The sequence below is a fragment of the Aquimarina sp. AD10 genome, from assembly GCF_003443715.1.
GTDB classification, from domain to species: Bacteria; Bacteroidota; Bacteroidia; order Flavobacteriales; family Flavobacteriaceae; genus Aquimarina; species Aquimarina aggregata.
The window spans coordinates 2,008,383-2,027,583 of sequence record NZ_CP031965.1 but is presented as its reverse complement, the minus strand read 5'-3'; the positions used below and the strand labels follow the sequence as shown (position 1 = coordinate 2,027,583).

12 protein-coding genes are annotated in these 19,201 nt (G+C 32.7%); 1 reads left to right on the top strand and 11 read right to left on the bottom strand.

Translation table 11 applies throughout. From position 1 onward, the window contains the following. Positions 1-15: 15 nt before the first annotated feature. Positions 16-1,110 (top strand): hypothetical protein, encoded by a 1,095-nt coding sequence (locus D1816_RS08565; RefSeq protein WP_118502242.1) that lies wholly within the window; start codon positions 16-18, stop codon positions 1,108-1,110. 56 nt (positions 1,111-1,166) lie between these two features. Here the strand turns inward: D1816_RS08565 and D1816_RS08560 are convergent, their stop codons facing one another. The 11 genes from D1816_RS08560 to D1816_RS08510 form a co-directional block, all read right to left on the bottom strand. Beyond that, positions 1,167-2,024: a hypothetical protein gene (locus D1816_RS08560; RefSeq protein WP_118502240.1), complete on the bottom strand. Its 858-nt coding sequence runs from the start codon at positions 2,022-2,024 to the stop codon at positions 1,167-1,169. A gap of 11 nt (positions 2,025-2,035) precedes the next feature. Then, positions 2,036-3,736, bottom strand: a complete 1,701-nt coding sequence (locus D1816_RS08555) for a LysM peptidoglycan-binding domain-containing protein (RefSeq protein ID WP_118502238.1) — start codon at positions 3,734-3,736, stop codon at positions 2,036-2,038. A 3-nt stretch (positions 3,737-3,739) separates the two neighbouring features. After that, positions 3,740-4,444 carry a type VI secretion system tube protein TssD gene (tssD, locus tag D1816_RS08550; protein ID WP_118502236.1) on the bottom strand — a complete coding sequence of 235 codons (705 nt, stop codon included), beginning with the start codon at positions 4,442-4,444 and terminating at the stop codon, positions 3,740-3,742. Between the two features lie 83 nt (positions 4,445-4,527). Continuing rightward, on the bottom strand, positions 4,528-6,618 hold the full coding sequence (locus D1816_RS08545; RefSeq protein WP_118502234.1) for a DUF5689 domain-containing protein: 2,091 nt from the start codon (positions 6,616-6,618) through the stop codon (positions 4,528-4,530). A gap of 27 nt (positions 6,619-6,645) precedes the next feature. Next, a complete protein-coding gene (locus D1816_RS08540) occupies positions 6,646-9,780 on the bottom strand; it encodes a carboxypeptidase regulatory-like domain-containing protein (protein ID WP_118502232.1) in 3,135 nt (1,044 codons plus the stop codon). A gap of 323 nt (positions 9,781-10,103) precedes the next feature. Next, complete coding sequence (locus D1816_RS08535) at positions 10,104-10,703, bottom strand: hypothetical protein (RefSeq protein WP_118502227.1); 600 nt, start codon at positions 10,701-10,703, stop codon at positions 10,104-10,106. Positions 10,704-10,757: 54 nt separating this feature from the next. Beyond that, the gene (locus D1816_RS08530) at positions 10,758-11,312 is read right to left on the bottom strand and encodes a T6SS immunity protein Tdi1 domain-containing protein (RefSeq protein WP_118502224.1); all 555 of its coding nucleotides are present in this window, start codon (positions 11,310-11,312) and stop codon (positions 10,758-10,760) included. A gap of 31 nt (positions 11,313-11,343) precedes the next feature. Then, complete coding sequence (locus tag D1816_RS08525; RefSeq protein WP_118502222.1) at positions 11,344-13,182, bottom strand: polymorphic toxin type 15 domain-containing protein; 1,839 nt, start codon at positions 13,180-13,182, stop codon at positions 11,344-11,346. 5 nt (positions 13,183-13,187) lie between these two features. Further along, positions 13,188-14,033: a hypothetical protein gene (locus D1816_RS08520; RefSeq protein ID WP_118502219.1), complete on the bottom strand. Its 846-nt coding sequence runs from the start codon at positions 14,031-14,033 to the stop codon at positions 13,188-13,190. A gap of 24 nt (positions 14,034-14,057) precedes the next feature. Further along, positions 14,058-15,899 carry a type VI secretion system Vgr family protein gene (locus D1816_RS08515; RefSeq protein WP_118502217.1) on the bottom strand — a complete coding sequence of 614 codons (1,842 nt, stop codon included), beginning with the start codon at positions 15,897-15,899 and terminating at the stop codon, positions 14,058-14,060. 569 nt (positions 15,900-16,468) lie between these two features. Beyond that, on the bottom strand, positions 16,469-18,916 hold the full coding sequence (locus tag D1816_RS08510; RefSeq protein ID WP_118502215.1) for an AAA family ATPase: 2,448 nt from the start codon (positions 18,914-18,916) through the stop codon (positions 16,469-16,471). Positions 18,917-19,201: the final 285 nt, after the last annotated feature.

The window sequence follows — 19,201 nt, the reverse complement described above, 5'->3', positions numbered from 1 at the left end:
TTTTATATATATAAAATGAAACATATTGCAAGATGGATAATGTTATACACTGTACTGGTGTTTATTTCGTGTAAACAAAGCCCATCAAAAGATATAAAAGCCAGAATACAACAACAAGAACCTTTTTGGAAAAACAGAACAACCATGCAGAATAATATAACCCAGGAAAAGATATTTCCTATACCAAGCGATACGACTATTACAGAACATCGTACCAATCGTATTTATTTAAGAAGTAAAAATTGTCAATATGAAGTATTTGTTAATGATGTTTCTTTATTCAAGTTAATGGGGCCAATAACCAAAGGAGGAGGAGGTGCCACGGGAGCACATGATATGAATCAATTACTATTAACTAGTGGTGAGCATGAAGTACGGGTGTTAATGTATCCTAGGCATGGATTGCAAGTTTTCCCTGCAAAAGAAGGTTATATGGGATTAGAATTTTATTATTTTCTTAATAGAGATCTAAGAACCAAACGATATAATGAAAAAATGAATGGGAATAATGGGATAGAGCTTAGTCAAAGTGATGAGCAATGGATTTCTGAATATGATTATGCAGATCAAGTAGCTCTTGACGGTAAATATGAACCCAAAGAACCAGCACCATTAGAGGGGTTACCGGTTTATGAATGGCGTAGTACCTTTACTGCCGAGGTTCCTTTTGATATAGTCGGTTGGAGAGCATCTGTTAATCTTAAAGAGGAGTTCGAGGATAAAGAAGAAGATCTTGAGAATGAGTTGTTTAATGCCTACAAAAAAGTACATACGATCATTAAAGAAAGAGATGTAGCGGGATATTTAGAATTAGTTAAGGAAAGAGAAGAATTGATCACAACCTGTTTACTATATAAAGAAGATGAGAAACCAAAACGAGAAAAGGAGTTTGTAAACCTTTTGACTAATGAAGATTATGAAGTAGAACCATTGTTTTTTGAAACTTTTAAATTAGAATACCAAGCCTATGGCAAATTGGTGATGTTTTTACACAAAGCTGATAGTGAAGGAGTGATACGATTAAAAAATAAGAAAGACCCTAAAGATGTTATATTTCTTGATTTCCGTTTTCAACGTAAGGAAAAAGGAGATGGGTTTACGGTTATTTAAAATAATAAAGAAAGAAAGTATATTTTGAAATAACCAAAAGCTACAATAGCTTTTGGTTATTTCAAAATTTCAATATCAGCACGTTTTAAATAGCCTGATGATATAATTTTACCATCAAAATATACTTTTACCCAATCATCAAATTCTTCTTCAAGATAAGCAATATCATTTTTTACAAGAAAAGCCTTCCTTTTAGAGTTTTTAGACTTTTCATTATGAAAAAACGTTTTTTCAGTAATAACTTTAATTTTTGAAGAGTACTGTTTTATATTGTATTCTTCAATATAGTTTACTCCATCTTTTGATTTCTTTTTTAAAGCGCTAAAAATATGTTCGGGTATTCCGGATAAGGTTTTAAAACTAAATTTCTCAGGTTCTTTATCATAATTAAAATCATCATCAAAAACTTCGGTAATTTCAAAATACCTACTAAAGTTTGTACTTGTTTCAACATCTTCTTTATTATATTCCTTTAAGCCTTTTTTAAAACGAACTAAAAATTTTCCAGACTCGTTTAGATTTTCTTTTAAAGAGTTTTCGCTAGACAATAGAGTTGAGTCAAAAGAATCCCAAAAACCTAAATACCCTCTGTAAATTTCTAAGCTATCCTTGTTACCATCTATTAAAGTAATATTTAAGGTTTCTTTCCCCTTAATTACTTTATAATATTTATTCTTATTAAAGTCTTTAAATTCTGATTCATGTTCTAAATAATAAGAAAAACTTTCCCAGATCCCTTGAAAATCTGTGATAGTTGTTTTAGGTTCTTTTTGTGTTACCTGACTTATATTTTCTTTTATGACTTTAGTAACAGGTTCTTCATTCTCTTGATCGCTAGAATTATTCTGTTTACAAGAGAAAGAGAATAATGTTAGGGAAAAAAAAATAATTTTAAGATAAGTGATATTTTTCATTTGAATCTTTTTTAATCTAGAACTTCATATGCTTTTTTAGTAAATTGTTTTCGCATAGCTAATCCATTATAACCTCCATTTACATCCTTGGTAACCTTCTTTATTGCTGAATCATTATTGCCTTGATCTGCTTTACTGTTAGTCCCATTTTGAACATGCCCCCAGATGATCATAGAGGCTTTAATTGCCACATCCACATTTGTTTTTAACAAGGAGATATCATCCCCCATAAAATCCTTTGGGTCATTGGGGTATAATTCTTTCCATTTATCATCTAATGCTTTATATTTTTCTTTACCTGTAAGATGTATAAAACCAACCCCAAAATAATCAGAACCATCTTCTGTAGACTTTTTGCCATTATTCATTCTACAGCCATAGACATAATCAAATAGTGTTTTACTTTGTGTATAGGAAGATTTTATAGTATACAAATCTTTAAATGAGTTATAATCCCATGAAGCAACATATTTTCCGTTTAATAAGACCCTTGTAACTTCAATAGGATCATTTGCATCTCTTTTGTGACCATATCTTTTTTGACTACTAGTTGTTGGATTATCATATTCGCATTCTAAAGTTACATCATATCCATCAATAAGGTCATGATATTTGAATGTATATTTATCATCTTTTGTAGGATGATCAACTAATACATTTCTCAAAAAAGTATTATAAATATTTTTTGCAGAATAATTATAATTTTCTTGTAAAGCTTTTAGCTGTCCAGTCTCTGTTCCTATTTGACCAAGAAAATGTGACATTCGATCAAGATTATGGATTTCAAATTCATCACTGTATGTGTTAATAGCTTTAGCTACTTCTTCTCTTCTATTTTTTGTAGACTCAGGAAAAATTTCTAATAATTGCTCAGGCGTTATTGGAAATTTACACCCATTCTTCACCTCAAACCAACTTCCATCTACATCTAACCAACGATTTGTTATTTTTTCGCCTCGTATTTCGCCTTCTTCGGTATCGCCAAAGTAATTAATATTCATTTCTTCTTGACCATCGAGAGTATGGGCATCTGCCAGAATATATAAGGATGTTTTTTTATCTTTAGCTTTTTCTAATGCATCAGTCCATGCTTTTTTCTTGGTATCATCACTACTATCAATTACTATTTTAAAAATAGCCATATCGGCAAAGTCATCTTTGTTGGTATACTCGGTGTCACACATCCCACCAACAGCAGTAATGACTTTGGTATTATATGCACCCTGATCATCTTTAAGCATGATTGCTTTGTCTTGCTCCTCGATCCCTTTTTCTTTACCTTGTTTGATATTAATACTCACATTGTAACCTTGAAAATCTTCTGTTTCTACAATAACGTATAGATCACTGCCTATAGTACCTGTATTAGTTTTAGTGAAAGTGATTTTTTGTTTAGTCTCTTTAGAGGCAACATTAGTGGGTAAAGTAATTTTTTGCCCTATGGTGATATCATTTTTATTAGCTTCAGTAATTTGCGTATCACTATTTATAATGTCGGCTATAGTAACTCCTTTTTTTGTAGCAATTTTACCTAGCGTATCACCACTTTTAACGGTATAAATTTCGGGTTTCTTTTTTGTAGTACTAGTTACTTCTACATCTTCGATTTTGGCTTCTGCAAAATAAGCATTGTTAATCTTGGGCCGTAAGATTTTTAATGGAGGAGTAGTTAGGGTAACATGAGGATACTTTTTAAAACTTACAATAGGCATAGCTTAGTTTTGTTGTCTGATTACTTCTAATTTTATTTTTTGGCTATTGCCGGTAATTTGTAGATCTTCTAGAACATCATTAGGTACTATCTCACCATTATATTTAAAATCATTTTCGGCATCAGCAAGGTCAAGGTCTATAAATTCTCCTATAGCATTTTGAGTCTCTAGCACATAATACACTTCGATACCTGTTTTTAACTCACTTTTAGGAATTCTATCTCCTTTTAGTGTTGTAAAATATCCATCTTCTACAGTAGGTTCTAGTGTTGTTTTTCGTTGTATTGGAGTAGCACTGGATATTTTAAACGGATTACTAGGATTCCATTTTTTTTCATGAATAACTCCTTTAACTCTACTAATTCCGTAAGAAATTGTAAGTGCCATGCTCATTGGTTCCTTGCCAGTAGATGAAAAGTGTTCTTTTAATCCAATAATATGTGCGTTAGCAAATTCAATATCAAAATCTTTTTGCAAGCCATCACGTTTAAAAACACGAATATAACCTTTACACATACGATTTGGTGCAAACATATATTCATAAAACAGCTCGTCTTGTGCATTAGAAGGAAATACAAGATGTAGTGGCTCACCCATTGGTAATTGTGTGGGTCTACCATTAATATCTGCCAATTGAGAATAGACCAACTCACTGTTAATGAGTATACGTTCTTGATTTTCGATATAGAGTACTGCTTTAAAAGACATTTAGATGTTGGTTTTATACATAGGTTGATGGTTATAACAAGTCTCCCCCAAGTTTACACATGGGGGAGATTTGTATCAGTACTTTACTGCTCTACGATCTTAAGATTATCAATCTGATATTCGGTTGTAGAAGGAGTTCCAGAACTTTTTCTGTATCTAAACCCTATTCTAAAGGTATCTTGACCATCGGGTATGGTAATAGTTGTCTCAATAGGAGTAAATCCGCTTGTATTGTTTTGGGGAACAATATCATTTATAATAGTTTGTTCGGTGATAACATTACCATTTAGTCCTACAATAAGTACTTCTAGATTGTCACTATTTCTATCATTAACATTAATGTCAAACGAAAGCGTAAGTGTTCTTTCGGTTACTATAGTAAGTTCTGGAGTAATCAACCAAGCATTATATTGATCTGTGGGACCTCCATTTAGGATTTCAGCAAAAATATTATCACTATTGTTATTACTTGTCCATCTAATAAAAATGTTAGAATTACTATTGGCATTTACCCATCCATCTAGTGCGATATCAAATCCGATATCTCCCGTATCTATGCCTTGAAAATCTTCATCGATCAAAATTTCTTTTTCTTGACAAAGAGCCGCAGTGAAGTTAAGGTCTGTCGTTTCTCTTATCACCAAGTAAGGTATACTTGGGTCTTGAGCAATAATAGCTGTAACAACCCCTTGTTGATTTGGTAATGTTTCTGATGCAAAATTGGCAGTAGCATTATTTCTTAGCGTAACTTTTGTTTTGGTAGTACAATTAAGTAATTCTTTATCACCGTCAAAAGTTTGTCCTTGATTATCGGCTGCGATTTGCATATCTACTAGTTGTACTAATGTAAGTGGGATAAAAGTGCCAGCTTCAATTTGTTCTATAGTAACTGTAGTAGGAACTATTGTAAACGCTGGATCATCTGACGGAGCAACTACTTCATTAAAAGTAGTTTGAGATGGTGTAATTGGCTCTATAGCATCCTCTGCAGTATTCAGTTTTCCAATATGTAAATTACCATTTACCATTTGCATCCCTAATCCGCTTAGGTTTACACTTACTTTTTGCCCAATAGGATACGTTTCAAAAAGATTAACCGCAGCAAAGTCAATTATAATTCCAGCATCTGGATTTTCTGGACTTGCTTGTAAGTATAACTCATTAACAATATTCTTTTCTGCATCACTAGAAATGGCATAACCAGTAAATACCGGATCATCTCCAGATTGTACAGTAGCAAAAGTAACATCATCAAATTTTACAAGATTAGTTCCATCTGCTTCTGCAACAACATCAGCAATAGTTATGTTTGTTGTAGTTTCTAGCCCAGTACCGCAACGAGATTCTGTGAAGTTTACATCATCGGTATCTCTGATGGTTAAGACATCCTTAGTAAGAATTCCTGTTATTGTTCCTTTTTCAGTAGGGAAGGGAAGGGCTTTAAAATTAGATAAACCACTATTTTGTAGTACTATGTTTTTATTATCAGTACAACCTATAAGCGTTCTTAATACTGTCTCATTATTATCTGGATTAGCATAGGAAGAACTTAGTTCATCATTTACTATCTGTACTTCATCAATACTTACTAAGATAGTAGAGATATCATCATCTTCATCTGTTGATTCTGATGCTTGTAGAATTTCATTAATAGTTAACTTTTTAGGTACGATAGTTTCTAATGTGCTAGTACGAAAAACAAATTCTTTAAAATCATCACTGTCCATAGGACTTAGGGTTCCATTTTCTAATACTCCTATGTGTAATGCATTGTCAATTTTTTGCATTCCCAAGCCATTAAGCTTAAGGATAATATTTCTCCCGATCGCATGAGTGAGATAAATATCGTTTAAAGCAACGTCTATTACAACACCGCTCTCTGCATTGTCAGCCTTATCTTGTATGTATATTTGGTTATTAATATTATCAGCAACATCACTAGAGATTATAAAACCTGAAGTAATAAGTTCACCATTGTTTTGAACGGTGTTAAAATCAATAATTGTTCCGTCGTCCAGGTTTTTTACAAAAGTTAGGTCAACATTAGGTTCTAGATCCGGTGGTGTCACAATACCAGTATCTGGGATGGTTATATCCTCATCATTTTTACACGAAAATACGGTAATGATCAGAATACCTAGTAGAGGTAAGAGTTTTAAAAAATATTTATTCATAATGAAGCGTTTTTTATTTGTGTGTTTTTAAAATCTAAAATAAATGTTAGCGAAGTATGTGGCTCCGTATCCTTTCCAAAATCGATTTCCATATATTGGTCGTTCACGTTGCGAATCTTCTAAGCGAGTATTGTATTTTAACTGTCCTGTAGGTTCATATCCTCTTATATCGTGATTTTCTCCTAATATATTGTTTATACCTAGCTTAAAACCGATATAAGTACCATTATCATTAATATCCCAGTTTTTTCCACCGGATAAATTAATCATTAGGTAATCATCAAGTTGTTGTTGTTTTAAGAGTGATTTAGCACTTTCAGTATCAAAATTTTCAAAGACAATACCATCAGTATCCAAAAAGAAGTCTTGTGTTCTAAAATATGGGTTAATAGCAATGTATTGATTAGAAAAATAATTAGCAGTTGCATCAAACCACCATTGATCAGGGGCTCGATATTCAAATCCTAAGGAATAAACATTGGAAGGGGCATTATTAAAATTAAGTCCTTCTAAAAAAGTTTCGCCTAAATCAACAACATTAGTTTCTGAAATTACATATTGTAATTGCGGGTTGTTTGTATACGTATAGTCACCAATGGCAACCGCACCTTTTACACTTAATGTTTGCAGTACCTTATAAAGTATTCCTACCTCGACACCCATAGACCTTGTATCAATACCTGTTAGTACTTCTTGGATAGATGATGAAGAAGTAGTGTTAATGGTGTTTCCTTCAAACAAATTATTTGTACTAGCATCGGATACTGTGGTATAGAATGCCGAAACGTTTGCCTTTAGAAAAGAGTTGTTAAATTCATATCGACCTTCAATGGCTATGGTATTAGCTTTATTAATGTCAATAAGTTCAGACCCTATTACTAAATCATTGTTGGCAATAGACCCCTGAAGCATTCTTGGGTTATCACTTTCTCTTGCATTAAGAAATATAGTATTTAATTCTGGGGCGTTTGATGTATATAGTCCAGATAAACTTACTTTTTGTATAGGGTTTATCTTATACGTTAATCCTCCTTTTACTCCCAGGTCTAAAAAATTATAATTTTCACCAGGCCCTAAAGATAAATTAGGAGAGGCACCATTTTGAAATTTCCCTTCTCTTTGATTTTTAGAGTAAGATACATCTACGCCTAGAAAACCACTAAACTGTTCTGTTTTATATACTCCTTGTACAAAAGATTGAAAAGTACTTTTGTTGAGGTCATAGTTGTATCTAAATTCATCATCTTCTCTTACAATTCGATTAATATTTTGTAAATCCGACTGTATACTATTTCCTGTTCCTTCTGAAGTGTTTACATCCAGATATCCTTGACCGCCCAATAGACTTTTAATTTCGGCAAAATTATTCAGTGTATGTCGCGAATATCTTAATGTACCGTTTATGGTTAATTCTTGATTAACAGTAATATTGGCAATAGTATTAATGGTGAGATTAGATTGTTTTTGAACATCCTCGTATAATGCGTAGATAGCGTTTTCTAAACCACTATTTCTATTAGTGTCAAAAAGGTTGAACCAATCAATTTGTCCGTCATTTTGAAAATTTTCTCTCGCAGTAAAAGCGCCTTCAAAATCTGGATTATCAGCATCAAGAAGGAAAAAACTCGGTAATCTTGAAATAAGTGTTGGATCCGGGTTTATGCCAGGAGAAGGAATAATAGCGCCTGTATTATTTATATTTGCTCCTTGAAAATCGATACGACTTCTTCTTTTAGTACCAAAACTATAAGCCAGGTTTGTTGATAATTTTAGATTGGTTCCTGCATTTAAATAATGACTTAACATTAAAAGAGGTTGTGATACGTTTTGTTTTCTGGCATTTCTAATCTCTCCACTCTGTAATCCCCAAAAGCTATTGTACCTATTACCTTTAAGCCCAAAAACTTCACGAGTGTTTGCAGATCTTCCGCTTCGTTCGGTTGGTGTAAAAAATGCAGTAAAATTAATGGTGTTACTTCCATCTATTTTGTTTTCTGCACTAATGAAAAACGAATTAGAATCATAAGGAGTACCATCAAAATAACCTTCATCAAAAGCTGTTCGTTTTGTTGCAGAAACTGCAATTGCATATCCTTTTTCTGTCATTCCGGTGGCATATGTAGCATTTACGCCATGTGAGAAACGTCTATTTGAAGAAAAATATGATAATTTCCCACCTTTACGATATTGAGAAGCTCTAGTGTTAATGTTTAGACTTCCTAAAGTTCCACCAATGGCATATTTTGATGCCGTTAATCCATAGTTTAGCATTGTATTTTGAGTAACTTCTTCTAATCCGCCTAGGGTATTCCATTCTGGAGCACCATCAAAAACATTGTTATACGAAACACCGTTAATAAGAACTTCTCCAGAAGAAGCGTCTTGTCCTCTAACATTAAAAAAAGATGAACTAAACTGGTATGCAGCTGTTTTTAAGAAGATATCATTAGACGATTGATAAAATCTTGAACCGTTGCGAATCGCTTCATTTTCTGCTAGTAATTGGTCTTCAGAAAAGGTGTTGATTTGTAAGTTCTCAATATCATATATATCGTTACCTAAAGTTATCCCATCGATATTTGCTACTTTTCCATTGGCAATAAATACATCATAAGTTTTAGAGCCATACCCATCTTTAGAGACTTCAATCAATCTTGGCCCAGGAGGTACATTACTAGCAAATGCAAAACGTCCTTCACTATCTGTTTTTGTAGTCTTAAAAGTTCCTACAATACTTACTCGTGCTTCAGAGATTACTTCTCCTGATTGTCTATCTGTAATAATTCCTGTAAGTGCCGTGCCAGAGAATGTTATTTTTTCTTTTTTCCCTTTTTTAGAAGCCCCTGGTTTTTCAAGAAATAGATTTATATCCTTTATAGTTGCAGCTTTATTCTCTACAATTTGAACCTTAAATCTTCTTAGCTTATACCCATCTTTTGTAATGGTTATTGCTATTTTATCTATCGGAACATTTTCATCTAGTAAAAACTCCCCCAGAACATTGGTTTTTTGAAGTGTCTCGGTACCTTCAATCATTACGAGTGCATCTGCAACAGGTTCTCTGGTTTTGCTATCGATTACATTTCCTTTTACGGAAGCATTCTGAGACCAACCTGAACAAAAAATACTAATACATAAAAGTGAGTAAAAAAATCTTGTCATTTAAGTGCTTTTTTTATTTTGTGTGAATCAAATAAGTGAAAATTAATTGACTTAAAATAGTTGTAATTAGTATACGAGCTCACAACGCTGGTATACGCTTTTTTTAAAAACTAGTAGGGTAGAATAGTGGTTTCCAAAAACGGGGTTAAATATATAAAAATCATTATAATAAATGCTTTTGATGCTCATAAAAATGTTTTAATGTTTAAAAAGTAATTCCCTGAACTTTATAAACGTTACAATACGCTATTTTAATACATAAAACTGATTAAATTGTTATAATTTATTTTGATTAGGGCAATAAATCATTAAAAGAAAGAATTCTAAAGCTGAAAAAAACTAGTATCATCAGACGGTTTTGTTTTTTTTGAATTAGCATGTATCGGTTTAGAGTCAATAGGAGTGGGAGACGAGGGGCTTTTTTTAGATCCTAGTTGTTTACCGATAACAAAAGATTGTTTTTGATTTTTCTTGGGTTGAGTAGAGAATTGTTTTTGTTGTTTAATTGGTTCAGAAATAGGAGACATTTCTGTAGGCAGCTCTTCTTCTCGTAATAAGGCTTCATCCTCTGCTTTAAAAACTAACATTTCGTCAAGAGTAAATTCTTCTACAGGCACTTCTTCAAACCCATTAAAACCTGAAACATCATATTCTTTATAGACTTTTTCTATAAAAACTATACACTCTGTTGCAGTGGCATATCGTTGACGATGCAATGTTTCAGGAACTACAGGATGATCAATCAACCACTTATCTTTCGAAATCCATTTAAAAATAGTAACATCATCATATACATCAATAAAACCTATATATGATTCCTTATGATCTGATAATACCTTAAAATAATCTGTAGCACCTAAGACATCTACTGATTTATTTTCAAAAGTTACTTTTCTAAGTGTATCGTTATAATAGGTTTTCATTTTTTTATATGCTTCTATTCGCCATTCGTTACTGTTGATTTTATTTTTTTACTATTATATTTTGCCCGCTAATTGACTAATAATAGCAATATGCTCTTTTATTTTTACTTTTTGCATATTTTCGGCTTTTTCTGCGCCACCTAAAGCTAATAAGGGAACATAACCATAACATTCGTCATATGCGAGTGGACCTAATCTTTCTCTTGCTTCTTCAAATGGTTTCCATAATAAATCTTCCTCTAGAGATTCATTATCCAATAAATCATCTAAAAAATAATTAAATCCCGATTCTATGGCTTTTGATTTATTATATCTATAATTAATTAGCACAAGATAATCGTTTTCCCATACAATTAAATCTCCCATTCCTGTAGCAAACAATACTGTAGAGCTTTTGTATACAGGGTTATATGAGTCTAGTAATGTTGATTCATATTCTTCTGGATTGACTACTTTAAGATAACCATTCATATAATTGCCAAAGCCATAGTTCGACCACAATTGTAATATTTTTTCTGGTAGCGTCTCTTTATATTTTGCAATAAAATCTGATTCTGGTTTTTGTATAATGGTGTACTCGGGATATTTTTCTAAGAGTAAATCTAACATTGTTTTTTTTCTAAAATTACTAATTTATCTATTACCCCCCGGGTAAAACTATATTTAAATAGGTAGATTCCCGTTCGGCTTGTGTCATATTCTTGGCCTGTTTTCTTATCTCTTTATCAATAGGGTCGATTCTTGTGCTCCATTGTTTTCCTAGGCTTCGGTTTACGCCGCTATGTCCCATGCCCGTAACGTTGTGTCCAAAACCACCTGCAACTTGGTCAGGGTCGTGCAGAGCGTCTTTATCAGACATATACTTATCAGCACTTTTTTTCGCTTCTGACTTGGTATACCCTTGGCTTCTATATTCCTTTATTTTTTCTTGACGCGCTTGTTCTCTATAACGTTCTTGAGCTGCGCTACCTTCTGTTGATCTTCCTGTTTTACCGTTTTTAGCTCTTTCGAGATAAGCATCTCTGTTTTTAATAAATTCATCAACAGTCAATTTGTTCATACCTTCTTCTTGACCTTTAAGCTGTCTTTCAAATTCTACGGGATCATGTTTTGCATTACGATTAAAAGGTTCAGCTTTTATTTGTTTCATCCGTTTAACAGCTGCTAATTTTTCTTTTTGCTCTTTTTCATTTTTATCTAATATCTTCTGCTTTTCTGCATTGATTTGTTCTGGTGTTTTTTGACTTCCCTTTAATACTGTATCTCCATTACCTTTTTTTTGTCCAACATTTTTTGCAGCATTTAAAGCATTAGATCCAATCTCTGCCGTATTGTCAACATTAGCCATTGTTGCTTTTGCAGCATCATATTTTTGTTTGGCTTGTGCTATTTTAGCTCCTCCAGCACCACCAAACATTGTTAATAGTGTAAAGGCACCTTTACCGGCTAACTTTTGATAATCCTCGGCGGTAGCATTTTTGAACCAATTAACAACACCATCTTTTGCTAACCCCAAAAGTTCTGCATCATGGTTCATTGCGGCTTGCCAATCTTCGTTATTCAAGGCAGCATTCATAGCAGATCGTCGATAGGACTCTACCATTACTTTTTTTCCATTATGCATTACAAATTGCGCTCCTGATTTTGCATCGGTAATGATGTCTTCAGGATTAAGACCATAGTGTGCGGTTGTTTTTACAACCCCTACAGCTAAATCTTTAACTCCTATTACTGTATCTGCTGCACTTTCGGCAAAATAATATCCTACAGTTCTTAGATTAGCACCAGCATCTACAATTGCTTCAGCTCCATTTCCCCAACCATTTCTATCTGCAAAATTTACAAAATCCTCGGCCATTGCTTTTCCTCCTTCACCCATTTTACCCATATGGTCCCCAAGAGGTATATGAACGTTTTCGACATATGCATCTGAAACTTTACCGGCAAATTCAGCAGTGTCCTCCATTAGATCCGTAGTTGCTAAGCGGGCAGAATCAAGTAATTCACCACTTTTTTCTTTAACTGCGTCAAATGCACCTGAAACTTTATCGGATACTGCTTTGCTTGCATTTTCTATAGGAGCAGTAAGTTTATCAGTAAAACTATTCCATTTACTTTTTAAATTGTCTACTGCATTAGGTTTATCATGAGATTCATTAGGAGGTGTAAGATCTATACTTATAAAAATAGGTCCTTTGGCACAAAAAAGTTCACTTTCATGTGTTAATAATCGTTTACCTGAACAAACTATACTTGGGTCTGATAAATTAACCCACGTCTTTGGTTCTGGCACGCAAGGACAAGGTGCCATACCAGGACGACTACATGTACCAAAACTTGTGATATTCATATCGGCCTCTGTACCAAGATCTAATCCTTTGATCGTGGTTTTAGGGTTGTCTACTATTAATGAAGCTTTCGTATTCCCAAATTGACAAGTTAACTTAATGTTTTTTGGAACGGTTTTCTTTATACCCATAGTCGTTATTCTTGTAAGATCATAGTGGTTTTTCTGTCAATAGAATAAATATCACCTACTTTAACATATAAGAGTTGAAGAGCATTAGTAATTTGATGTTTATTATTAATATCATATAATTCGGAATAAAAAGCATCGAACCTATTTATATAAGGATAATCTTCTAAAATTTCTCTAAAAAAAGATTTCACCTCCTCTTCTTCAAAAAATTGCCATTCAATAGAACCTGTTCTAACTACTTTTATTAGTTTATTTTTAATATTATCGGGCATGATTATCTGAGTTTCCAATAAAATTGGTAAGGTGTATGCACCAAAGAAATTTTGAAAAAATTTTCGTTGAAGTAATGCTTTGTCGTTTTGGAGTGTCCTTGAATAGAACCCAGGAAAAAGTAGTGTTCCAATCTCTGACTGCAAAAAAACCTCTAGAAAACCTCTCTTTGATTTCATTATATTATCCATCCTTTCGACGATATTATGAATATCATGAATATTTTTAAATTCTTTCTTAAATTCGAATTTACAATCTTCCCAGAGTTCTCTTATTTCGCCTATATTGGGTATTGATGTAATTGACCCAGTATCATTGGTATAAATCAATAAGTTTTTTTGAAGCCTAGATAAATACTCTTCCATCTCATTAAAACCTTGATTGTTCGATTGACTTTTTTTAAGAATATTGACTTCATATAAGTAGCCAAAATCATTCTTATCAATAAAGCGTTTAGAAACTTTAGAGTTTAATGTATTTTCTCTAATTTCTTCTAAGGACTTGACAGAAGTAGAAGTTTCAATGTCATAAAAAACTGTATTTCTATTTCGGTCTTTTAAAACCTTTTCTTGTACTACCATATTAGCATACGATTAAAAAGCTAATTACTTATTAATTTCTACTCTATCACCGTTTATAAACACTTTTCGTCCAAAAACCTTAGCCGCAGCCGCAGCCGCTATACCTATCGTTAATCCAGCTAAAGTTAATGCAGCTCCAGCTTGTATATTTGCCATTATCGAAGCTGTAATAGAAATCCGTTTACCTGATATAGAAGTTGTTTTCCCTTTTAAAGAAGCTTTAGAACCTCCTTTTGCACTAAAATTACTCCCTGCGCTTATACTCATATTACTACTTGCACTCGCATCAATATTACTTCCTGCATTAACAGTAACATTATTACTAGCTTCAATCGCAATATTGGTAGAGGAGAAGGTAATCTTATTAGGGGCATTGATAGTAATCTCTCCATTACCTCCCATAATTATAGTATTACCACTAGGGTCGGCTATAGTGACACTTCCATCGGCATCATTAAGCGTTACTTGATTTCCACTTCTTGTTTTTATAGCTTTTAAATGGTTGTTACCACTTTTAAAACTCTCTGGTACAGATGACGCGTTGGTTACACTTCCTTGTACAATAGGTGATTCTGCATTTCCTCCTTCATGGCCTACAATAACTTCATCTCCTTTTTCTGGCACAAAGTACATTCCTTGTCCTGGTCCTCCTGCAAGACTCGCCTGTCGTATCCAAGGAGACGTTTCTCCTGATTCTTTTTGCCATGCATATTGAATTTTTACACGCCCCATTCCTTCTGGGTCAACATTGTCTACAACCACTGCTGTTTGTGATTTGCTTTTAGGAAATGCCTCTAACGAGGTCTTTGGGTATGCATCTATACTGGCTGTAACTCCTTCGAATATGTTTTCATACCTACCATTTTCTTTACAAGTATGCGTTACTTTAGTAATTCTGTAATTACCGTAAGAGGATACTTCTCCCTCTATCTGTACGATACTACCGATATGAATAGCCGGGTTACTACTTCTTCCTTTTACTTTTACTTGATTGATCTCGGCAGCTTGCTTTTGTTGATATACTTGCTCATCAATTCTTGATTTCATTTGGGGGTCATCATGAGCCCGCACAAAAACCTGTGTTTCTTTATGATATAATTGCGCACTTTTTTTGCTAACGATAGTATTTAAACCCTTAATGTTAGAAGTTATTTCTTTTGTTTTGACCTCGTGAAAAGTGTCATTTAAATAGTCATTAGTGAAATATTTGAAGCTGTTAGGGATCGTTTCTAAATGCGTTGATAATTCTAAGAGATCATAACCGTATTTTAGGGTAACTGGATCTTTTTGTTCTGGTTTTCCGAAAATTAATTGAGTCCCATTATAGTAAAACCATTCTCCATGCTGAGCTGCCAATCTACTTGCATATTCAAAAGAACTTTCTTCTTGCTGTACACTATAGTGTATTGGAGCTAATTTTTTTGGCGAAAATTGAAATTGTAATGCCTTTTGATTATATCCTTGAAAAGTTTTTTCTAAAATTTCAGAAAGATCAATCTCTTGATGAGATGCGTAATGTGGACCATCATCGGTAATAATACTAGAACTTTTTCCTAGAATGTGTATTAGATCTCCTGTTTTTTGATAAAATCCTTTTACGGTATTTATAGAGGTTACAATACCTTTAAATTCTAAGATTTCATTGTCAGAAAACCCATTGACGGATTCAATTTGTAACAAGAAAATTTCTCCGAGAAAATTAATGCTTTCACCAGAAAATTCTGAAGTAGTATTTTCTAAAACGTCTTTTCTGCAGATGAGTTCAAAATCATGATGCGCATCTATTTCTTGATTTAGTACTAAGCTTTTAAATACAGGTATAGATTTATTTCCTATATAGATTTGTACGTTTGTATTTGTAGCCATATATAAAGATGCTTAAAAATTAAGAAAAATGTCTTCCGTATGCGTTGTAATTCCCAATATACTTGAAATGATTATATGAATATAGAACACTTTATCTGTTTATACCCAGAACCTTCTGTTAAAATAAACGTAGGTATGATATAAGTAGTATTCAACTTTTTGGTAAATTATTAATATTATTATCTCTTTTTAGACAGCTATAGAATAAGATATCGTCTGAACTTTTCTATAGAGTATGTATATTGAGTTTGCCGCAACATCACCATATTACTTTTTAAAATTATAGATATAAAACAAAAATAAATCCTTGATTAGAGGATTTACTTTTGCTTTTTAAATTTACAAAAAAGGGTAATGTGTTACAAGGTAATGTTCTTGATATTTATAAATTTAAGCAACCTTAATTTAATATACTTATTTGTTTATTAGGTGTTTGTAGTGTGTAAAAAAACTAAAACATGATTTGTTGTATTTTATCATAATCAATCGGTTTTTTCTTTCAAGTATACGTTGTTATGTGTGTACTTAGAAAAAACAAATTATAAATTAGCAAATACTTTATTGGCATACTAGTCTTCGGGAACGAAAGTTATCGTTTCATTTTTAAGTTTTACTTGTACTGTCTGTGGTGGTTTAATAGCATCAGAAATAATCATTTTAGCTAGTGGTCTTTTTAATTGGTTTCGTATTACTCCTTTTAACGGGCGAACACCATATGTTGGAGAAAATCCATTAAGCGCAAGATGTTTTCTTGTTTCTTCATCTATACTTAAGGTTATGCCTAGACGTTCTGCCATATTAAGTAATTCTTTCTTTAAATGAAGGTTAAATATAGAAACAGCTATTTTTTCAGAAATAGGGGCAAATGGAACAATCTCTGTAATACGCCCCAGGAATTCAGGACGGAAATAATCGGCCATAATCTCGGTAAGTTGATTAGATGTTGGTACTTCTCCTTTTTCCATAGTCTTTGAAATGAAGTCAGAACCAATATTAGAAGTAAATAAAATCACAGCATTAGAAAAATCCCCTTCTTTTCCGAGACGGTCATTTAGTTTTCCTTCGTCTAATATCTGTAAGAAAACATCAAAAACTGACTGATGCGCTTTTTCGATTTCATCAAAAAGAACAATCGAATATGGTTTTTCTCTTATTTTGTTTACCAGTACACCACCTTCTTCATACCCTACATAACCCGGAGGCGCGCCATATAATAATGCAGCAGAATGTTCTTCTTTAAACTCTGACATATCAAAGCGTATAATTGCATGTTCATCATTAAACAAAAATTCTGCTAACGATTTTGCAAGTTCAGTTTTTCCTGTTCCTGTTGGACCAGAGAAAAAGAAAGAACCTATGGGTTGTCCGGGTTTGGATAATCCAGATCTTGATTCAACTATAGCATCAGCAACTGTTTTGATTGCGATATCTTGTCCGATCACTCGTTTTCTTAAGGTATCTTCCATTTCAAGCAAACGCTCTCTTTCTTGAGTCTGTACTTTTCCTGCTGGAATCCCAGTTATAGTTGATACCATAGCGGCAAGATCTTCTTCAGTTACTTCATTTTTATCTTTTTCGGCATGTATTTTAATCTTTTTTAATACGGCAATAATACTTTCTTTCTTTTTATCTAAGCTTTTATGATCAAGAGGGTTTTCGTCTAGATATTGATCCAATACAATTGGACTTATTTTATTGGTTAATGATATAAAGAACCAATCTATTTCTTCAATTAATTGTTCTGTAGATTTTTTTTCAGATCCCACTTGTAAGCTTTCAAACTCTTTTTTTAGTGCTTCGATATCGCCGGGTAACGATTGTTGAGATACTTTGATAGCAGACATTGTTCTATCGATTAAGTCTATTGCCGAATCTGGAAGACTTTTTTCTTTAAGATAGCGTTTAGATAACCGTATTGTTTCCTTTATGGCTTCTTCTGAAATTGAAAGGTCATGATGCTCTGTATAAATCTCAGCATTATTTTTTAAAATCCTATAGGCTAACTCATCATTAGGTTCTTCGATATGAATGGCTTCCATTCTTCTTTCCAAAGCGCCGTCTACAGCAATTAATTTTCTGTAATTTTCAGAGGTAGTTGCTGCGATTAGTGTAACAGCACCTGCATTAAGTTCAGATTTAATGCTATTGGCTATACTTTTATTAGAAGATTTATCTTCGAGAAGCGTATGAAAATCATCAATAAAGATAATAGGCTTTTCATAGGCTCTAGCTTCTTTAAAGATATTTTGTATTCGATCTTCAATTTCACCTTTATAAGAGGCTCCAGATAATAATGAAGCGGTATTAATTTCAAAAATAGAAGCTTCTTGAAGACTACTCACAATATTTTTATTATGTATAGCGGCAGAAAAGTATTCTATAAGTGCAGTCTTTCCAACACCTGATTCACCTAATATAATGACATGGGGTTTTGACTTTCGGTTTAAGATTTCAGAAATCTGTTTTAATTCCCGATCTCTACCGATAATAAAATCATATTTACCTTCTGTAGCCTCTGTAACTTTATTCGTTGTGAACTTACTTAAATTTTCATTTCCTAATGAGGAATTTTCATTTTTTGAATTCTTAAGTTTCGATACAGGTTTTTGACTACTAAGAGTTGCGGTTAATTGCGAATGCGAAACCGGAAGAGATTTTAATTGATCAAAACTAAACCCCACACCTGGAGTAATAGCAGCAATAAAAATGCATAACAAATCTACTTCGTCCTTATTAAGTTTTAACTTTACATCCTCAGCCTCTTCTAAAATAGTATTTGCATAAGTATCGGCAGTGATATCTTTATGGTGATGCGATCGCTTTGGATAACTTTCTAAATGAACATCTGCCCATTCATCAATAAAATGAACATCTATGTCATTATTAAATAAGAAACGCATTAGTGCAAAGTCTTTATGTAAAACAGATTTTATGAGATGAGCAGCTCCATAATTTTCATGTTGATATTCAGTGGCAATTTGCGTAGCAATATGTAATGCTTTATCTATTTCTTGCATTGTGGATGGTGTGTGAATCAATAAATTAATTTCTACTTTTATGATATGGAAACAATTTAGTTATTTGATTGTTACTAAATTAACCATACGTTTTTGTTTTAGTCATTTGATTTTTAAATCTTTGAGATGAGATTTAACTTGTTTTTAAATGAAAAAACTTTTTTGCCACTAAAAATAGTGAATTGATTTCAGTTCTACATGTACATTTCAAAGTAAAAATAGATTGCTTAGTAACTTAGGTAATTCATTCGTTTACAATAATAATCGACTAAAATATGTTGATAG